This window comes from Collinsella sp. LCP19S3_B7 (assembly GCF_052121795.1).
Lineage (GTDB): Bacteria > Actinomycetota > Coriobacteriia > Coriobacteriales > Coriobacteriaceae > Collinsella.
On the sequence record NZ_JBQKDO010000002.1, the window covers coordinates 121,005 to 138,543 of the forward strand.

The following is a 17,539-nucleotide window of genomic DNA, read 5'->3' on the forward strand; positions in this document are numbered from 1 at the left end:
CGCGGCACACCTGGTGCATGGGAGACAGGTTAATCTGCACCATTTTGGTGCAAAGGTGCCAGTCTTAGAAGTGGCGGCGGATGGCGTCGACCATGCCCTGGGACGAAGTCTGACCGAGCACGTCGGCTGCGGCGTCGGCATCCATAAAGATATTCATAAGCGCTTGCAGGGCCTCGACCTGGCCGCCCGGCTCGGCAATACCCAGATTGATGATGATCTGCGCCGGCACGGGGGCACCCATGCCCGCCATAGCATTGAACGTCACGGGCGCGGAGGGCTTAATCACCGCGATATAGGGCTTAGCCACAAACCCCGGATCGGTATGCGGAATGGCAATATTGGCCGCCGGCATGGCGAGGCCCGTGGGATAGATGTCCTCGCGCGTACGGACGGCATCGAGCCAACCGGACGCAATGTAGCCGCGCGGAGCAAGCTCGCCCTCGAGTCGCGCAAACACCTCATCCGGCGTCGCGCACTCCCAATCAAAAAACACCAGCTCAGGCGCGAATAGCATCTCGGCGTTATCCGCCATACCGTCCTCCAAAGTTGCATGAGGTTCACAATGCCCCATATGATAGCGAAACCAGACAGGCAAGGTTAGCCGAGGATCCCAATCATCTCGAGTGCGCGGGCAGGCGTCAAGCACACCTCGGGCATCGCCTCCAGCATGCGCCGATCGCTCGTGACCACGTAGTCAACATCTGCCGTCTCGCCCGAAGCGATGATGAGGTTGTCTTCAAGATCCGGCATGCGCTTGCCAAGCATGCGCGCCATCTCGCACTCTGCCAACGAAAGCGGAGAGGCAGTTGCCACCTGCATCATATGCTCGATGCAGGCCCATGACGCCGAGGCAAACGAAACGTTAATCCCATTCGCATTCCGCCGGGCCAGACGCCGAGGCAGGATATAGAACACATCCTTTGCCGTCGTGGGCGTGTACAGAAGGTCAATCTTTCCCGCCTCGGCCAGTTCAACTAATCTCTTCGCTTCGTCGAACGCCCCCTCTTGCAGGTAATAATCGAGCCAAACGTTCGTATCTACCAAGAGATGCTTTGCCTCGATCATCGACAATTCGCCTCAATATCGGCAATCATCGTGTCATACATATCATCTCGTACGGCATCCCAGTCTTCCGCAGATGATCCAACTGGCGCAAAATCCGAAGCATTTAGCCCCAGCGATGAAAAAGCTAGGCCACACCCCTGCTCAGCCAGGCTCTCCGCGCGGGGCGCCTCGCGCTTATCCGTCACCATAAATCCCGGCAACGCTTGATGCTCGACAAGATAGGCCCAAAGCGCACGAATGGCATCGCTCGGCCCCAATCCATTGCGTGTCAGGACCGCATCGCCACCAGCCTTGAGCATAGGATCGATTCGTGTGTTGAGCTGCACCGTTGCTGCACCCATAGCGGCTCCTCTCTACTTGCTAGCAGTATAGCAAACATAAAAGGCCACGCAAAAGGGCCCCGCCCACACACAGACGAGGCCCTATCGGATTTCTTGAAATGGGAATGGTGCCCGTCACGTTATCCAGAGCCCAAAATCAAAGAGATATTAAGCTGATTGGGGCACATGTGATTCCAAATGCCCCAATCAGCTTTTTGATAGTTTACGTTGCAACGAAAACCAAGCGAATCCTTTTACGCACGATGGCGCGCCGGATCAATTGCCACCTTACCGCTCTCCAGCACGTGGACGCGGCCGTCAGCGAGCATCTGCACGACTTCGGGATACAGCACGTGCTCGATCGCGTGAATGTGCTCCTCGAGTGTGTCGACATCCCAACCTTCCTCAACAGCCAGCGCGCGCTGGGCGATGATGGGACCGTTGTCGTAGATCTCGTTGGCAAAATGCACGGTCACACCGGTCACCTTGACGCCGCGCGCAAAGGCATCATCGATCGCATGCGCACCGGTAAAGCTCGGCAGCAGCGCCGGATGCAGATTGACAACGCGGTTGGGGAACGCCGCCAGCAGCGGCGTATGCACCATGCGCATGTAACCAGCCATGACCACATACTCGCAGCCGCGCTCGAGAAGCTCGTGCGCAATAATCTCGTCGGCGGCGATAGGGTCGGCGTAGACATCCTTGGAGAGCGTCAGCGTCTGGATACCCGCACGCTCTGCACGCTGCAGGCCCTTGGCCGAAGGACGGCTCGACACCACGAGCTCGATCGAAGCATTGAGCTTGCCGGCGGCGATCAGGTCGATCAGCGCCTGCAGGTTGGTGCCCGAACCGCTGATGAGCACGCCGATCTTGAGCGGCTCGGTGGTATCGGTGCCGGTCGGACGGGTATAGGGCGCAAAACCCAGGCCCTCGGCGGCAGCCGTCTGCTCGTTAGCGCTCATCGGAGTACACGACCTTACCGGAGCCCTCGACGCATTCGCCCACGCGGAACGGCTTCTCGCCCAGCGCGACCAGGGCATCGGTTACCGCGGCCTCATCTTCGGGAGCGACAATCAGGCACAGGCCGACGCCCATGTTGAAGGTCTTGCATGCCTCGTTGGGCGTAAGCTCGGCCTGGTGCGAAACATAGGTGATGACGGGCGGAATGTCCCAGCCCATCTCGGCGCCATTGCGGGTGACCACGGCGTCGACGTCGTCGGCCAGCGCACGGTTAAGATTCTCGGTGATGCCACCGCCGGTGATATGGGCGATGGCGTGCACCGGAGCGCCGCCGCGGAGCAGCTCAAGAATCGGCTTGACGTAGATGCGCGTGGGGGCCAGCAGAGCGTCTGCCAGTGATGCGCCGCCGAGCTCCTCGAGCGGACGGCTCAGCTCCTCGGCCTTAGCGGCGGCCTCGGGCGTACCCGGCTTGATGCCGTCAACGCCGATGACCTTACGCACGAGCGAGTAGCCGTTGGAGTGCACGCCGGTGGAGGGAAGGCCCAGAATCACGTCGCCGGGGCGGACGTTGGCGGGGTCGAGCATCTTGGGACGGTCGACGACACCCACGGTAAAGCCGGCGAGGTCGTAGTCGGCGGGAGCCATGACGCCCGGGTGCTCGGCCATCTCGCCGCCCACGAGCGCGCAGCCCGCGAGCTTGCAGCCATCGGCCACGCCCTTGATGATCTTTGCCATGTGCTCGGCCTCGATGTGGCCGATGGCAACATAGTCCAAAAAGAAGAGCGGCTCGGCGCCCGAAGCCAAAATGTCGTTGACGCACATGGCGACCAGGTCCTGGCCCACCGTCTCGTGACGGTCCATGATCTGGGCGAGGACGAGCTTGGTGCCCACGCCGTCGGTACCGCTGATCAGGATCGGGTCTTCCATATCCTTAAGCGCGGCGGCCGAGAACAGGCCGCCAAAGCCACCGATGCCGCCGATAACCTCGGGACGGTTGGTATCCTTAACCATTTGCTTAATAGCGTCGACGGCGCGGCCGCCCTCGGCGGTATCGACGCCGGCATCCTCATACGTCACATGCTTGCTGTCGCTCATCTGAGCCTTCCTCTCCCACTACCGTTTGACACACAGACGCCAAACAGTGCTCATAGTTGCGTTCATATCGGCGCACACCGCAGCGGTGCGCGCCGTCATATCAACAAAACAGCAGGTAAAACCTACCAAAATAAACCTGTCCCTAAATGACAGGTTTTAGGCCTCGCCGTGCTTCTCTTCCCAGCTGCGGTCATCGTATTTCTCGACCACGGCGTCTTCGCCAAAGTGCAGCGGCTTATCCAGGTTGCGGGGCTTAAAGCCCTCCATAAACTTGTCGCGGCCAAAGCTCTCGGGAATCGCCACGGGATAACGGCCGGTAAAGCACGCATCGCAGTAGCCGCCCTTGGGCATGACCTTCAGCAGGCCCTCGACCGAAAGGAAGGCCAGCGAATCGGCGCCAATGTACTCGCAGATCTCATCGACCGTCTTGTTAGCGCTGATGAGCTGCGACTGCACGTCGGTATCGATGCCGTAGAAGCACGGCCAGATGACCTCGGGCGAGTTGATGCGGATGTGAATCTCCTTGGCGCCGGCGTTGCGCAGCATCTTGACGAGCTGCACCATGGTGGTGCCGCGAACGATGGAGTCGTCGATGACGACCAGGCGCTTGCCCTCGATATTGTCGCGCAATGGATTGAGCTTCATGCGCACGCCCATGGCACGCAGCTCCTGCGTGGGCTCGATAAACGTACGGCCCACATAGCGATTCTTGATGAGGCCCTCGCCAAAGGGAATGCCGCTCTCGCGCGAATAACCCTCCGCAGGCGGCAGACCGGAGTCGGGCACGCCGATGACCAGGTCGGCATCGACGGGCTCCTCGTGTGCCAGCTGACGACCCATGTCGTAACGGCAGGCGTAGACGCTCTTGCCATTCATGATGGAGTCGGGGCGGGCAAAGTAGACCTGCTCAAAGATGCAGTTAGCGGGCTCTTTGGCAGCGGGCACACCCTGCTCGGATACCAGGCCCTCGGCACTGATGCGCAAGATCTCGCCGGGACGGACATCACGGACATACTCGGCGCCCACGATATCGAGTGCACATGTCTCGGAGGCAACGACCCAGCCGCCAGCGCGCGTGACATGAGCGGCAGCGTCGACCCTCGCGGCGTCGTCTTGCGACGGTAGCTGCGAAACGGATGCGGCGTCGGCCTGGTCCAGGCCCTCGTCCACGAGCTTGCCCAGCACCAGCGGACGAATGCCATGCGGGTCGCGGAAAGCGTAGAGTGCCTGCTCGTTGATGAGCGTCATGGCGTAGCCGCCGCGCACGAGCTCCATGGTCTTGCGAATGCCCTCGCGCAGGTGGCCCGTACACTGGGTAAAGTAGCCAATGAGCTTGGTCGCGACCTCGGAATCCGAATTGGAGAGGAACGGCACGCCGAGCTCGATCAGCTGGCGGCGCAGCTCGTCAGTGTTAACCAGGGTGCCGTTGTGCGCAAGCGCGATGATGACGCTGTTGATGGTGGAAAGATGCGGCTGCGAGGCTTCCCAGCTCTTGGCGCCGGCGGTGCCATAGCGCACGTGGCCCACAGCCAACTGGCCGGAGAGCGTCGACAGGTCGGCGTTGGAGAACACGCGATCGAGCAGTCCCAGGTCTTTGCGAACCATAACCGTGCCGCCATCGCCCACGGCGATTCCCGCCGATTCCTGGCCGCGATGCTGCAGCGCACGCAGACCAAAGTACGTCAGTCGAGCCACGTCGCGATCGGGTGCCCACACACCAAAGATGCCGCATTCCTCATGCAGCTGGTCGGAGTCCGGATCATACGTCGACATGGTCGTCAGCCGTCCCGTAGCACGCTCGGCCGCGCGGATGGTTTCTTGAGACATGGCATCCCCTCAGAGCCTCGTTATTTGGCGTTACCTGCCCTATTATACGCACGGCAAGACAAGCACTCCCGCGCATGAACAGCGGTTTTTAAAAGCCCACCGAGCTTATAATCCGTTTTGCGGCCAAACATTTTATCTGGCAACCCGCCCTCGGGGCCAACGGTCCCGTATGTTTCCGTCGCGACGCGTCTCGCCCACCGTTAGGGCTTACATTGCTGCAATTGGGCCATTCGTCCTGTCTTTAAGCAGGTCGGCGGCGTATCCTTGTAACCTACAACAAAACGAGAAAGGTTCCGTATGGATCGAAACGAACTCGACCCCAGCGTCCCCAGCGCCACGGAGGTCAAGAAGATTCCCCTCATCATTAAGGTGTACGCCGTCCTGTGCATCCTGTCCGGCGTAGGCACGCTCCCTTCGGTCGGCGCCTTTATGTGGCAGGTCATCACCGCGCTCATCAACGGCAACGCCGCCGCCAAGCTCGGCGACAACACGCTCGTCGCGGTCGGCCTTATCGTCGCCGGCATCATGCTCTCGGCGGCGAGCGCGGTCATCTTGATCATCTTTGGCCTGGACCTCATCAAGAACCAGCGCCGCAACGCCGCGCGCCTGTCCTATATCCTTATCGCACTTACCGTCGTTGAGCTTTTGGTCGACGTGATGCTCCAGGGTATCGGGCCGTTCTTGCTGCGCCCCGCCATCCAGCTCGGCATCCTCGTCGCGCTTTCGGCCACTGTTGACCCAACGCTTCGTCAGGAGCGCGAACTGCAGCGCCGCTTGCAGGAGATGCTCGATCGCGACGCCGCCGCCGAGGGTATGCTCGGCCGCGATGAGACCGGCGAGGGCTACATCAAGCTCAACTACTTCAACCTGTTCTGGGTATTCTTTGTCTGCTGCGTGCTCGGTCTGATCCTGGAGGACATCTGGCACATGACGGTCGACGATCCAGGCGTCTACCAGAACCGCGCCGGCATGCTATTTGGCCCCTTCAGCCCCATCTACGGATTTGGCGCCGTACTCATGACCATGGTGCTCAACCGCTTCTACAAAAAGAACCCCATCATTATCTTTTTGGTGAGCGCCCTGCTTGGCGCAAGCTTTGAGGTCTTTGTGGGCTGGTTTATGCAGACCTCGTTCGGTGTGGTCTCGTGGAACTACTCGCACATGAAGCTCTTTGGCATGCCCGATCCGCTCGCCGTGCTTACGGGCGGTCGCACCTGCACGGGCTTCGCCTGCCTGTGGGGTCTGGGCGGACTCATCTGGATCAAGCTGCTGCTGCCCAGATTGCTCAAGCTCATTAACATGATTCCCTGGAAGAATCGCTACTCAGCCACCGTCATCTTTACCATCATCATGCTGGTCGACGGCGTCATGACGCTGCAATCGCTCGACTACTGGTACCAGCGTGTCAACGGCACGGCCAGCGATATTCCCGTTGCGCAGTTCTACGGAAAGTACTTCGATAACGAGTATATGGAAAATCGCTTCCAGAGCATGACCATGAGCCCCAAGGACGCCACACGCGTGTAGCGAGCGCCGGCACAAAACAGCCCCAACACACCAAAGCCCGCTGGCAGATTTACCTGAACTGCCAGCGGGCTTTTGCTATAGACGTACACGGGTTGCCGGCTAGGCGTTACGATTCGCGCTCGACCTCGCTCACGCACTCGTTCTTGATAGTGCCGACGAGCGCCTGCAGCGCATCGACCACGTGCGGGCGAATGTCTCCGCCAATGAGCACGAGCATGATGTCGTCGCCCACGGCAAGCTCGCCGCTCGCCAGCCATACGCGCACATAGCCGATGCCGGGCATCGCGCGCGTCGCCTCGATGGCAGCCTGTACCTTGCTGGCGTCGTAGCCAAACACCACGCCGCCCACCTTGTGGCCCGGCGCCACGCCATCGGTCTCGACACCACGGGCCTCAGACTTGGGCGTTGCACGCACCACGCCATTGTGCGTCAGGTACATGCCACACGCCGGCGCCGAAGCGTCGGCCTTGGCTTCGCGCAGCCACGCATCGACCGAAGGCATCAATTTGCCACTTTCAAGCATCGCTTCCCCTTTTTTCCGTCGTCGAGTAGCTAATTTGGGACGGGGCTCTTTTAGCTACCCCAGTCACCTAACCCAGCAAAATCATTCTGCATACCCGGGGTAGCTAAAAGAGCCCCGTCCCAAATTAGCTACTCTCGAACCACTTATTCCTCGACCGGCGTGAGTACCATGACGGCGCGCGTATTGCTAAATGACAGTGAGCGGCAGGTCACAAGTGTTACGACCTTGGTTGCCGAAGCGGCACGATCGGTGGCATCGCTCGCCACGGCAGAGGCACCGTCGAGCATCTCGGACAGATAATTCGTCAGCCCGTCGTCGCCCTCAAAGTTGGTCGCGCGCGCCTTGGAGTACGTATCCTCAACCACCTTGGTCGCCAGCGGTCTCAGCTTATACGTGTCATCGCGCGTGATGTAGTACACGTACTCGATGCTGTCGAACGTCGCCTGGTCGGTGGTGTCCGAGATCACATTAAACATCGATCCGTCGTTCATATGGTGGCCGTAGATTGTCGTCTGCTGGTCCACCATGCCCGGCGCGACATCTTCGAAGTCCAAGAAAATCGCACCCGATGCATTGGACGTACCGTCAAACAGCGTGTTGAGGTATTTAGAGTTGTCCTTGGCCTGCACCACGGGATAGTTGATGTTGGTATCCGGCACATAAATCCATCCCACGATCTCGGGATTTGCCTTAGCAAGAGCGTCAAAATCGACAATCGGCACGCCGCTCGCATCCTTATCGCTCACGTACTGCTTCTCGATCTTTTGGTACGAATCGCTCGCCTGCTTGTAGCCAATCTGTGCATTGATAAAGATGGCGGCAGCGGCAACGATCAGACCGATGCCCACGATGATGAGCAGAATGGGGATGATGGAGCGGCGCTTCTTACGCGGCGGCTCGGTGTAGCTGGACGGAGCGCCGCTCGGTTGCCTCGTCGACCGGGCCTGCTTCTTTGCCGTGCCATATGACGAGGGGCGAAACGCAGCCGGCGTATCCTGACGGCGATGGGACGTCGGCGTTACGGGGCGCGGCGCACGAGCCTGTTGAGGAGAGGATGCCCGACCCTGCTGCATGGAGCGGGCCGATCCCGACTTGGATGGATCGGGGATCTGAGAAGCCGAGAAACGTTTTCCCTGATAGTCGGACATGACTCTCCCTATGATTACAACGGAACGGCAAGCCGCTTAAGCGTCAGCCATCTCCTGCTTCATCTTCTTGATAATTGCGCGATACTCGGGATCGCAAGCACCCAGAATCTGCGTGGCGTAGATGGCAGCGTTCTTGGCGCCGTTGATGGCAACGCATGCCACAGGCACGCCCGAAGGCATCTGCACCATCGACAGCAGCGAATCCATGCCGCCCAGATCACTCGTCTTCATAGGCACGCCGATAACCGGCAGCGGCGTAAAGGCAGCCACGACACCGCCCAGGTGCGCGGCCTTGCCGGCTGCGGCGATAATCACCTTGATGCCACGGTCGGCGGCAGTCGAGGCCCACTCGTGGACCTTCGCCGGCGTACGGTGCGCGCTGGCAATCACGAGCTCATAGGGCACACCGAGCGCCTCGAGCTCGGCGGTGCAGCCTTCCATAACGCCCAGATCGGACTTGGAACCCATGATGATCCCGACAACCGGCTTTTGATCTGCCATAAACAAAGACCTCCTGTTGAGAGCGGTGACGCGGCCAATCCGCGACCCTTAACTACTGAGAGTAGTATAGCTGCTCCCGTCCCTGCGGTCTGTTGGTGCTCTACGGCGGCCCGGTGTTTTCATCTTCACTCCGGTTGCTTCGCAAAGTCGCTCAGATGAAAACACCGGGCCGCCGCAGAGCACCTTCGACCTACCGGGAATTGCTATGACGTACGTTGGCTGAAATAATGAGCTTCCCTTGCTTCGCAAAGTCGCTCAGCTAAATAACCCAGCCCGCCGCGGGGCACCCGGGGACCTACCGGATATTGCCATGACGTACGTTGGCTGATTTGGTTTGGAATGGGAGGTTGACGAGGCTGAAAGTCCCTCCTACATAACGTGGGCGCCGTCGTTCGAATGAACGACGGCGCCCACACTCAATTTTATTCAGCCCTAGTCATCGCGCAAAGCCCCTTCGGCAGCACACGGTGCAGCAAAGTCACCGCAGTCCGGGACGGGAGGGGCCGAGTTTCCTCCTGAGCGACTCTGCTTGCAGCCGGAGCGAAAGGGGGAAATCTCGGCCCCTCCCGCCCCGGCCGACCAGGTCACACTACACCGTGTACTGCGGCAGGTCCTGCAGGGCGATGACGTCCATGCCCATGTCGTTGGCGCTGCCGTGGCCCTGTTGGTCCTCGCGCACCGCCTCGATAGCACTCACGTAGGTGTTGGCGGCAGACATCGCCGTCACGCAGGTCACGCCGCGGCGCACCGCCTCGGTGCGCAACAGATAGCCGTCGCCGCGCGAGCCCGGGCCGTACGGCGTATTGATGATTACCGCGATCTTGCCATCGGCGATAAGGTCACCGATGTTGGGGCGCTCGCCGTCGTGCGGGCCGCTGATCTTTTCCACGACCTCGCACGTCACGTTGCCTCCACGCAGCACGCGCGCCGTACCCTCGGTAGAGCAGATGTCAAAGCCCAGATAGCGCAGGATACGGGCGACCGAAAGGATATGGCGCTTGTCGCGATCGCACACGCTAATGAACACCTTGCCGGCGCTCGGATCGGGAAGCTTGTAGTCAATCGCCAGCTGTGTCTTGGCGTATGCCTCGGGATAGCTCTTGGCGACACCCATGACCTCGCCCGTCGACTTCATCTCGGGCCCCAGGATAACGTCGGCTCCCGGGAAACGACCCCAGGGCATAACGGCTTCCTTCATGCAGAAGCAGTCCAGCTGGCGCTCGTCGCTCGGCAGGCCCAGGCTCGCGATGGAATCGCCCGCCATGATGCGCGCCGCGCACTTGGCCAGCGGCACGCCGGTGGCCTTGGAGATAAACGGCACGGTACGGCTGGCACGCGGGTTGGCCTCAATCACGTAGACGGTCTCGCCCTTGATGGCATACTGCACATTGACCAGGCCACGAACTCCCAGCGCCATCGCGATGCGGCACGTGGTCTCGCGGAGCTTCGCCTGCAGACTCTCGCTAAAGCTAAACGGCGGAATGCAAGTCGCGGAGTCACCGGAGTGGATACCGGCCTCCTCGATATGCTCCAGAATACCGCCGATGTAGACCTCCTCGCCGTCGCACAGGGCATCGACATCGGACTCGATCGCGCCCTCCAGGAAGCGGTCGAGGTACACCGGGTAGTCGGGGCTGATGCGCGCAGCCTCGGCCATGTAATCGTGCAGATGCTCGGCATCGTAGGCGATCATCATGCCGCGGCCGCCCAACACATAGCTCGGACGAACCAGCAGCGGGTAGCCGATATGCGCAGCCACGGCCTCGGCCTCCTCAAACGAGGTGGCCTGACCCGCCGGCGGGTACATAATGCCCAGCTTGTCGAGCAGGGCGGCAAAGCGCTCGCGGTCCTCGGCAAAATCGATGGCATCGGGCTTAGTACCCATGATGTTCACGCCGCTCTCCTCGAGCATGCGCGCCAGCTTAAGCGGGGTCTGGCCGCCGAGCGTCACCACGACGCCGTCGGGGCGCTCAACATCGATAACGTCCATGACGTCCTCGTAGGTGAGCGGCTCAAAGTACAGACGATCGGACGTGTCGTAGTCGGTCGAGACGGTCTCGGGGTTGCAGTTGACCATGATGGTCTCGAAGCCACGGGCCGCCAGCGCGTAGCTCGCGTGCACGCAGCAGTAGTCAAACTCGATACCCTGGCCGATACGGTTGGGGCCGGCACCCAGAATCATCGCCTTGGGCTTATCTGCCGGCGTGGTCTCGTCGGGGGCAACGCACTTCTTGGCGACCGGGCTCGTGCGGTAGATGTTTTCGTAGGTCTTGTAGTGATACTCCGTGGCACTCGAGAACTCAGCAGCGCAGGTGTCGACCGTCTTCATGCTGGGAACCACGCCCAGGCCCTTACGGTAAGCGCGAACAAAGCGCTCGTCCGAGCCGGTCAGCGCGGCAATCTCGGCATCGCTCGTGCCATACTGCTTGAGCAGGCGCATCGCGTCGGCGTCGATGTCCTCCACGCGCAGGCCGCGAATGCTCTCCTGGACCTGCACCATATCGTTGATACGGTTGAGATACCACGGATCGATGCCGCAGATGGCATGGATGCGCCCGACATCCCAGCCACGACGCAGGGCCTCGACCACAAAGAAGATGCGGTGCTCAGTCGGGGTGCCCACGGCCTGAGCGAGCTCGTCGTCGCTCAGCTTATCGGCACCTTCCTTGCCACCAGCGCAAATGCCCTGATGCCCGTCCTCCAGCGAGCGCATGGCCTTACCAAAGGCCTCCTCAAAGGTGCGGCCGATCGCCATGATCTCGCCCACGGCTTTCATGCGCGTTGTGAGCGTGGGGTCGGTACCCTTGAACTTCTCAAAGGCAAAGCGCGGCACCTTGACCACACAGTAGTCGATCGTGGGCTCAAAGCAGGCAGGCGTGGCTTTGGTGATGTCGTTGACGATCTCGTCGAGCGTGTAGCCCACGGCCAGGCGAGCGGCGGCCTTGGCGATGGGGAAGCCCGTGGCCTTGGAGGCCAGTGCGGACGAACGGCTCACGCGCGGGTTCATCTCGATGACGATCAGGCGACCGGTCTGCGGGTTCACGGCAAACTGCACGTTGGAACCACCGGTCTCGACGCCGATCTTCTCCAGAATGGCGAGCGAGGCGACACGCATGCGCTGATACTCAAGATCGGAGAGGGTCTGCGCCGGCGCCACGGTGATGGAGTCGCCGGTATGCACGCCCATGGGGTCGAGGTTCTCGATGGAGCACACGATGATGCCGTTGCCGGCGTGGTCGCGCATGACCTCCATCTCGTACTCTTTCCAACCCTCGATGGACTCCTCGACCAGTACCTCGTGGGCGGGCGAAAGCTCAAGGCCCTGGCTCACGATGGAGACGAGCTCCTCGTGGGTGTGCGCGATGCCGCCGCCGGCGCCGCCCAGGGTAAAGCTCGGGCGCAGCACGCAGGGATATCCCACGCGCTCGGCGATGGCCTCGGCGTCGGCCACGCTGTAGGCATAGCCCGAGCGCGCGACCTCCAGGCCGATCTCGGCCATGGCCTCGTTAAAGAGCTTGCGGTCCTCGCCGCGCTCGATGGCGGCAAGGTCGCAGCCGATCATCTCGACGCCGTACTGGTCGAGCGTGCCGTCCTTTGCCAGCTCGACGGCGGCGTTCAGACCGGTCTGGCCGCCCAGCGTGGGCAGCAGCGCGTCCGGGCGCTCCTTCTTGATCACGCGCTCGATAAATTCGGCGGTGATGGGCTCGACATAGGTGCGGTCGGCCAGGCCCGGGTCGGTCATGATGGTCGCCGGGTTGGAGTTGACCAGGATGACCTCAAAGCCATCCTCCTTGAGCACCTTGCAGGCCTGGGCGCCGGAGTAATCGAACTCGCAGGCCTGGCCAATGACGATGGGGCCCGAGCCAATGACGAGGATACGCTTGATGTCAGTACGCTTAGGCATGTTAGTTCTCCTCGGTCTCGGTCGTGGCGGAACCATTGTCGGCAAAGTTCCAGCCCTGCAGGCGGTCCTTCGCGGTGTCGATGTCCAGGTAGTTCTCCTCGCCGTCCATGAGTCGCGTAAAGGCGGTAAAGAGATAGTGGGCATCGGTGGGGCCGGGCGAGGCCTCGGGGTGGTACTGGACCGAGAAGCACGGGGCGTCGAGCAGCTGAATGCCCTCGGCGGTGCCGTCGTTGAGGTTCACGTGCGTCAGGCGAATGCGGCCAAAGCGCTCGTTCATCACGACGGGCGCGATACCACGGCGCACCCAGACGCGCAGATCGCCGTCGGCCGCATGCTCGGTCTCGCCGCCCGAAAGTTCGGGGACAAGCTTGCCCAAGCTGGGGAACAGCAGGCCAAAGCCATGGTTTTGCGCGGTAATTTCCACGCGGCGGCTGACCAGGTTCATAACCGGCTGGTTACCGCCACGGTGACCGAATTTGAGTTTTTCCATCTGGGCGCCGCATGCCAAGCTGATCATCTGGTGACCCAGGCAAATGCCAAAGACGGGCACCTTGCCGATCAGCTGCTGCGCCTGCTCGTAGGTCTCTACCACGGCATCGGGGTCGCCGGGACCGTTGGACAAAAAGACGCCATCGGGATTCATGTCGAGTACCTGACGCGCGGGTGTATCCCACGGCACGACGGTGAGGTCGCAGCCAGCACGGACCAGACCCTCCAGGATGCCACGCTTGACACCGCAGTCGTACGCGACCACGTTGTGGCGGGCGGGAGCGGGGGCTGCAAGCGCAAAGCCATGCTCGGCAGGCAGATCGCTTCCGGCGAACGGATGGGGCGCAAGGCAGCTCACGGTCTTGACCAGGTTCTCCCCCACCAGCGTGGGAGCAGAGGCCAAGCGCTCGGCAAGCTCGTCGATATCGAGGACCTCGGTCGAGATAATGCCCATCTTGGAGCCATTGTCGCGCAGGTGGCGCACCAGGGCTCGGGTGTCGACGCCCTCGATAGCGACGATGCCGTGTGCGCGCAGGTACTCCGGCACGCTGACGGCCGAGCGCCAGTTAGAAGGCGTGGCACACATGTCGCGCACGATCATGCCGCGCATGGCGGGAGCACTCGCAGGGCGTACGTCATCGCCGGGGAAGGCGGACTGGACATCGGTCTCGTCGATGCCATAGTTGCCAATCTGCGGATAGGTCATGGTAACGATCTGGCCAGCATAGCTCGGGTCGGTCATAACCTCAAAGTAACCCTCGAGTGAGGTATTGAAGCAGACTTCGCCGGTCGCGGTGCCCTCGGCACCACATGCACGGCCATAAAAAATGGTCCCATCCTCAAGGTACAGGATGCAGGGACCGCAAGCACCCTTGCTGGTTTTGGCCAGCATGCGCTGGCACAGTTCGCTGGGCGCGATGGTGCGGGCGGCAGCGCCCGCAATATGGTTGTTCGCCATAGTTCTCCTTCCCGGTCTCTCGGGACCGGCTTAAAGGTGTGTAGTTAGGCCTCGCGGTATTCTAACCGTAAGTATGCCGTATGGCGTTAATTACATAGAATTGTTTACAAAATGATAATTATGACTTCTTATGCATAATGATTTTTCTGGGACGGGGATTAAAAAATCATTCTGGAAGCAGAGCTTTGTCGCTGAGTAGTCAATTTGGGACGGGGCTATTTTAGCTGCCCCGTCCGTCAATCAACCTAACCGTCGTGCCACCAGCCGGGGTAGCTAAAATAGCCCCGTCCCAAATTGACTACTCGCCAACCGCATACATGACAGAATAATTTTTTAATCCCCGTCCCAGAAAAATCATCCCGCGTGGGCTTGCGGCTCACGCGGGATGTCATCGTTCTATGTGGCTGCGGACTACTTTTGCTTGTCCTGCTCAAGTAATTCGGACGGGGTGCGGCCAAGCTTGCCGCCACGGAAAATCTCGCGGCCGTGCAGGCGATGCTCCAGGTCACGTTCGGCCTTTTCCTCGTCAATCTTAGTCTGGCTCACCGCCGGGTCCTCGATGAGCGACGATACCGAGTTCACCTGTTTCTGAATGCGCTCGGCAATGGTGTCATCCATGCTCACGATACGCATCTTCCAGTCGATATTGGTGGCGTTGGAAGAGCTCTTGGTCCAGACGAACGTCAGGATGGCGCTCTGATGGCCCTGGGCGGGAAACATGCCAAAGAAGGAATCATGCTGAATCCTGCTGTCCTCGTCGATATAGGCGTGGACGTTATACACCACACGGTCAATCTTGTCGTTGAGCAGGGCGTTGGTTGCGAGCGCCGCCGCCTGAATCTGACCGTTGGACAGCAACTCGAGCTCATTGGCAGAAGACGTGTCCAGCACCGTCACCTCAACCGTGCCCGTACCCTCGTCGGCCTCGTCGACGGTAAAATCGAGCGGGAACTGCGTAAAGCCGTTGCCCCATTCAAGTCCACCTTTGAGCGCGGTCGAAACGGTATCCACCGAAACGCTCTCGGAGAGGTTCGCGGTGTTCAGGCGTCGCATCACGCCGTAGCCGATCTGCATGCCCACAATCAGCACCAGGATGCCGATAACCACGGCCATGGCAGTTTTCGTAATGGTATGGCTCACCTGCGAACCCGAAGGATCGTCCTCGGACAGCGGGTCGATATGTTTTGCCTGGCTCGCGCGATCCTCGCTGCGCAGCCGCGCCAGTGTCGCCTTGTCACCGCGTTTGACGGCAGACTCTTTCTCGCGCATGCGCTCGGTACGCTTTTTGGCGAGTGTAGGATCCAAGACGCCGGATGCATCGATTTCGGAGAATAACTCCGTCACTTCTTCCGGAGTCAGATGGTTCTTATCAGCCATAACCTTCCTGCCATATCAATCAGTCGAGCTCGTGCGCACGCGCACCTTCGAACTGCATTCGATAGTAACGGGCATAAGTGCCGCCACGGGCGAGAAGCTCCTCGTGCGTGCCACGTTCCACAACGCGACCATGCTCAACCGTCGCAATCTCGTCGGCATGCTTAATGGTCGAGAGACGGTGAGCGATGATGATCGTGGTGCGGCCGCGCGCCAAGCGCTCGAGCGACTCCTGCACTGCCTCCTCGCTCTCGTTATCCAGAGCACTGGTCGCCTCATCCAAAATAAGGATCTTGGGATTTTTGAGAAACACGCGCGCGATGGCGACGCGCTGCTTTTGACCACCAGAAAGACGGCTGCCGCGCTCGCCCACCACGGTGTCGTAGCCCTGCGGAAGCGACTCGATAAAAGCATCGATGTTGGCGCGATGGCCCGCCTCGGCGATTTCTTCTGCCGTGGCGCCCGGCTTGCCATAGGCGATGTTCTCGCCAATCGTTCCGTCGAACAGATAGACATCTTGCTGCACCAGGCCGATGGATTGGCGCAGGCTACGCTGCGTCACGTCGCGCACATCCTGGCCGTCGATGCTAATGGAGCCGGCGGCAACGTCGTAAAAGCGCGGCAACAGCGAACAAGTCGTTGATTTGCCGCCGCCCGAGGGACCAACCAAAGCGATGGTTTGACCGGGCTTAATGGACAGATCCATATGGTCGATAACGGGACGCGTCCCGTCGCCCGCGCCCAGCTCGACATCCTCGTAGCTAAAGCACACGTCGCGATACTCAACAGCGCCGGCCGTCACCTGCAGATCCGCAGCACCCGGCTTATCCTGAATATCGGGGACAGTCGAGAGCACCTCGTCCATGCGCTTAAAACCGGCGATGGCTTTCTGATACGTCTCGGCCGAATTGACGAGCGTCTCAAGCGGCGTGCAGAACAGCGAAATGTAGAGCGCGAAGGTTGCCATATCGACCGCCTGCAGCTGGCCTTGGGCAACGAGCCAACCGCCCAGCAGCACCACGATCACATAGAGCACGCCCGAGAGCAGACCATACGTCGCGGTGTAGACGCCCATGGCGTGATACATGTTTTCCTTGGACGAAAGGTAGCGATCGTTAGAGGCACGGAACTTAGAGCGTTCGGTCTGCTCATTGGCAAAGCTTTTGACCACACGCATGCCCGCCAGCGAATCCTGCAGCTGCGCATTGATGCCGCTGATCTTTTTGCGGTTATCGCTAAAGACCTCGCGCATGCGCATATTCTGCCAAAACATAATGACCGCGAACACCGCCGTCACCACGGCCATGACGAGTGCGAGCACCGGCGCAATGGTAAACAGAATCACAAACGAGCCAATGATCTCGATACCGCAAATAATGATCCATTCGGGCACGTGGTGCGCCGCCTCGCAGATATCGAACAGGTCGTTGACCACGCGGCTCATCATGTCACCCGAGCTGTTGCGATCAAAGTACGCAAAGCTAAAACGCTCGTACTGATCGAACAAGTCCTCACGCATCTTGGACTCCATGCGCGCGCCCATCACGTGGCCCCAATAGCTCACAAAGTAGCGGCAGGCGCAGCGGGTGGCATACATCAGCACCAGTCCCACCGCGATCATACCGAGCGCCTGCATAATGGCAGTCTGGCCCTGGGTAAACAGCCCGCCGCACAGATTGCGCAGGATAATGGGAAACGCCAGGTCAATGGCGGCGAGCACCAGGGCGCAAATGGTATCGGCAACAAAAAGCCCCATCTGGGGCTTGTAGTAAGACAGAAAACGCTTCAGCATGTGATCCTCAAAGAAATATCAGCAACGTAAGACCCTGGGACAAAGCAATCAGTAGT

Annotated in this window: 14 protein-coding genes; 1 reads left to right on the top strand and 13 read right to left on the bottom strand. The window is 60.5% G+C overall.

Annotation, left to right across the window (positions count from 1 at the left end):
- Positions 1 to 64: 64 nt before the first annotated feature.
- From ACTQW0_RS01430 to ACTQW0_RS01455, 6 genes are all read right to left on the bottom strand, one after another.
- Positions 65 to 532, bottom strand: coding sequence for a PTS sugar transporter subunit IIA (locus tag ACTQW0_RS01430; RefSeq protein ID WP_427717974.1), 468 nt, complete (start codon positions 530 to 532; stop codon positions 65 to 67).
- Positions 533 to 597: 65 nt separating this feature from the next.
- Positions 598 to 1,065 carry a PIN domain-containing protein gene (locus ACTQW0_RS01435; RefSeq protein WP_427747589.1) on the bottom strand — a complete coding sequence of 156 codons (468 nt, stop codon included), beginning with the start codon at positions 1,063 to 1,065 and terminating at the stop codon, positions 598 to 600.
- Positions 1,062 to 1,406 carry a type II toxin-antitoxin system RelB/DinJ family antitoxin gene (locus ACTQW0_RS01440; RefSeq protein WP_441566588.1) on the bottom strand — a complete coding sequence of 115 codons (345 nt, stop codon included), beginning with the start codon at positions 1,404 to 1,406 and terminating at the stop codon, positions 1,062 to 1,064. Before ACTQW0_RS01440 ends, ACTQW0_RS01435 begins: the two co-directional genes overlap by 4 nt.
- Positions 1,407 to 1,639: 233 nt before the next feature.
- Positions 1,640 to 2,347, bottom strand: coding sequence for a phosphoribosylglycinamide formyltransferase (purN, locus tag ACTQW0_RS01445; protein WP_441015246.1), 708 nt, complete (start codon positions 2,345 to 2,347; stop codon positions 1,640 to 1,642).
- Positions 2,337 to 3,440, bottom strand: a complete 1,104-nt coding sequence (purM, locus tag ACTQW0_RS01450; RefSeq protein WP_427717964.1) for a phosphoribosylformylglycinamidine cyclo-ligase — start codon at positions 3,438 to 3,440, stop codon at positions 2,337 to 2,339. Before purM ends, purN begins: the two co-directional genes overlap by 11 nt.
- Positions 3,441 to 3,596: 156 nt before the next feature.
- A complete protein-coding gene (locus tag ACTQW0_RS01455) occupies positions 3,597 to 5,267 on the bottom strand; it encodes an amidophosphoribosyltransferase (protein WP_441015244.1) in 1,671 nt (556 codons plus the stop codon).
- 297 nt (positions 5,268 to 5,564) lie between these two features.
- Between ACTQW0_RS01455 and ACTQW0_RS01460 the strand changes: the two genes are divergently transcribed.
- Positions 5,565 to 6,794 carry a putative ABC transporter permease gene (locus tag ACTQW0_RS01460; RefSeq protein ID WP_441015242.1) on the top strand — a complete coding sequence of 410 codons (1,230 nt, stop codon included), beginning with the start codon at positions 5,565 to 5,567 and terminating at the stop codon, positions 6,792 to 6,794.
- Positions 6,795 to 6,900: 106 nt separating this feature from the next.
- On the opposite strand, the gene ACTQW0_RS01465 is transcribed toward ACTQW0_RS01460, so the two are convergent.
- The 7 genes from ACTQW0_RS01465 to ACTQW0_RS01495 form a co-directional block, all read right to left on the bottom strand.
- A complete protein-coding gene (locus tag ACTQW0_RS01465; RefSeq protein WP_441566591.1) occupies positions 6,901 to 7,317 on the bottom strand; it encodes a molybdenum cofactor biosynthesis protein MoaE in 417 nt (138 codons plus the stop codon).
- Between the two features lie 143 nt (positions 7,318 to 7,460).
- On the bottom strand, positions 7,461 to 8,465 hold the full coding sequence (locus ACTQW0_RS01470; protein ID WP_441048758.1) for a class B sortase: 1,005 nt from the start codon (positions 8,463 to 8,465) through the stop codon (positions 7,461 to 7,463).
- Positions 8,466 to 8,501: 36 nt separating this feature from the next.
- The gene (purE, locus tag ACTQW0_RS01475) at positions 8,502 to 8,966 is read right to left on the bottom strand and encodes a 5-(carboxyamino)imidazole ribonucleotide mutase (RefSeq protein WP_441566593.1); all 465 of its coding nucleotides are present in this window, start codon (positions 8,964 to 8,966) and stop codon (positions 8,502 to 8,504) included.
- A 589-nt stretch (positions 8,967 to 9,555) separates the two neighbouring features.
- The gene (gene carB / locus ACTQW0_RS01480) at positions 9,556 to 12,870 is read right to left on the bottom strand and encodes a carbamoyl-phosphate synthase large subunit (protein WP_441566595.1); all 3,315 of its coding nucleotides are present in this window, start codon (positions 12,868 to 12,870) and stop codon (positions 9,556 to 9,558) included.
- Between the two features lies 1 nt (position 12,871).
- Entirely contained in the window at positions 12,872 to 14,317 is a 1,446-nt protein-coding gene (gene carA, locus ACTQW0_RS01485; protein WP_441566597.1) for a glutamine-hydrolyzing carbamoyl-phosphate synthase small subunit, read from the bottom strand.
- Between the two features lie 411 nt (positions 14,318 to 14,728).
- Positions 14,729 to 15,694 carry a hypothetical protein gene (locus ACTQW0_RS01490; protein WP_441054653.1) on the bottom strand — a complete coding sequence of 322 codons (966 nt, stop codon included), beginning with the start codon at positions 15,692 to 15,694 and terminating at the stop codon, positions 14,729 to 14,731.
- A 19-nt stretch (positions 15,695 to 15,713) separates the two neighbouring features.
- Positions 15,714 to 17,483 carry an ABC transporter ATP-binding protein gene (locus ACTQW0_RS01495; protein WP_441566599.1) on the bottom strand — a complete coding sequence of 590 codons (1,770 nt, stop codon included), beginning with the start codon at positions 17,481 to 17,483 and terminating at the stop codon, positions 15,714 to 15,716.
- Positions 17,484 to 17,539: the final 56 nt, after the last annotated feature.

Bases quoted from the DNA above. Each gene is read 5' to 3' on its own strand.
- ACTQW0_RS01430 (WP_427717974.1), bottom strand. From the start codon at position 532: ATGGCGGATAACGCCGAGATGCTATTCGCGCCTGAGCTGGTGTTTTTT.
- purN (WP_441015246.1), bottom strand. From the start codon at position 2,347: ATGAGCGCTAACGAGCAGACGGCTGCCGCCGAGGGCCTGGGTTTTGCG.
- ACTQW0_RS01495 (WP_441566599.1), bottom strand. From the start codon at position 17,483: ATGCTGAAGCGTTTTCTGTCTTACTACAAGCCCCAGATGGGGCTTTTT.
- ACTQW0_RS01490 (WP_441054653.1), bottom strand. From the start codon at position 15,694: ATGGCTGATAAGAACCATCTGACTCCGGAAGAAGTGACGGAGTTATTC.
- carA (WP_441566597.1), bottom strand. From the start codon at position 14,317: ATGGCGAACAACCATATTGCGGGCGCTGCCGCCCGCACCATCGCGCCC.
- carB (WP_441566595.1), bottom strand. From the start codon at position 12,870: ATGCCTAAGCGTACTGACATCAAGCGTATCCTCGTCATTGGCTCGGGC.
- ACTQW0_RS01435 (WP_427747589.1), bottom strand. From the start codon at position 1,065: ATGATCGAGGCAAAGCATCTCTTGGTAGATACGAACGTTTGGCTCGAT.
- ACTQW0_RS01455 (WP_441015244.1), bottom strand. From the start codon at position 5,267: ATGTCTCAAGAAACCATCCGCGCGGCCGAGCGTGCTACGGGACGGCTG.
- ACTQW0_RS01460 (WP_441015242.1), top strand. From the start codon at position 5,565: ATGGATCGAAACGAACTCGACCCCAGCGTCCCCAGCGCCACGGAGGTC.
- purE (WP_441566593.1), bottom strand. From the start codon at position 8,966: ATGGCAGATCAAAAGCCGGTTGTCGGGATCATCATGGGTTCCAAGTCC.
- ACTQW0_RS01465 (WP_441566591.1), bottom strand. From the start codon at position 7,317: ATGCTTGAAAGTGGCAAATTGATGCCTTCGGTCGATGCGTGGCTGCGC.
- ACTQW0_RS01440 (WP_441566588.1), bottom strand. From the start codon at position 1,406: ATGGGTGCAGCAACGGTGCAGCTCAACACACGAATCGATCCTATGCTC.
- purM (WP_427717964.1), bottom strand. From the start codon at position 3,440: ATGAGCGACAGCAAGCATGTGACGTATGAGGATGCCGGCGTCGATACC.
- ACTQW0_RS01470 (WP_441048758.1), bottom strand. From the start codon at position 8,465: ATGTCCGACTATCAGGGAAAACGTTTCTCGGCTTCTCAGATCCCCGAT.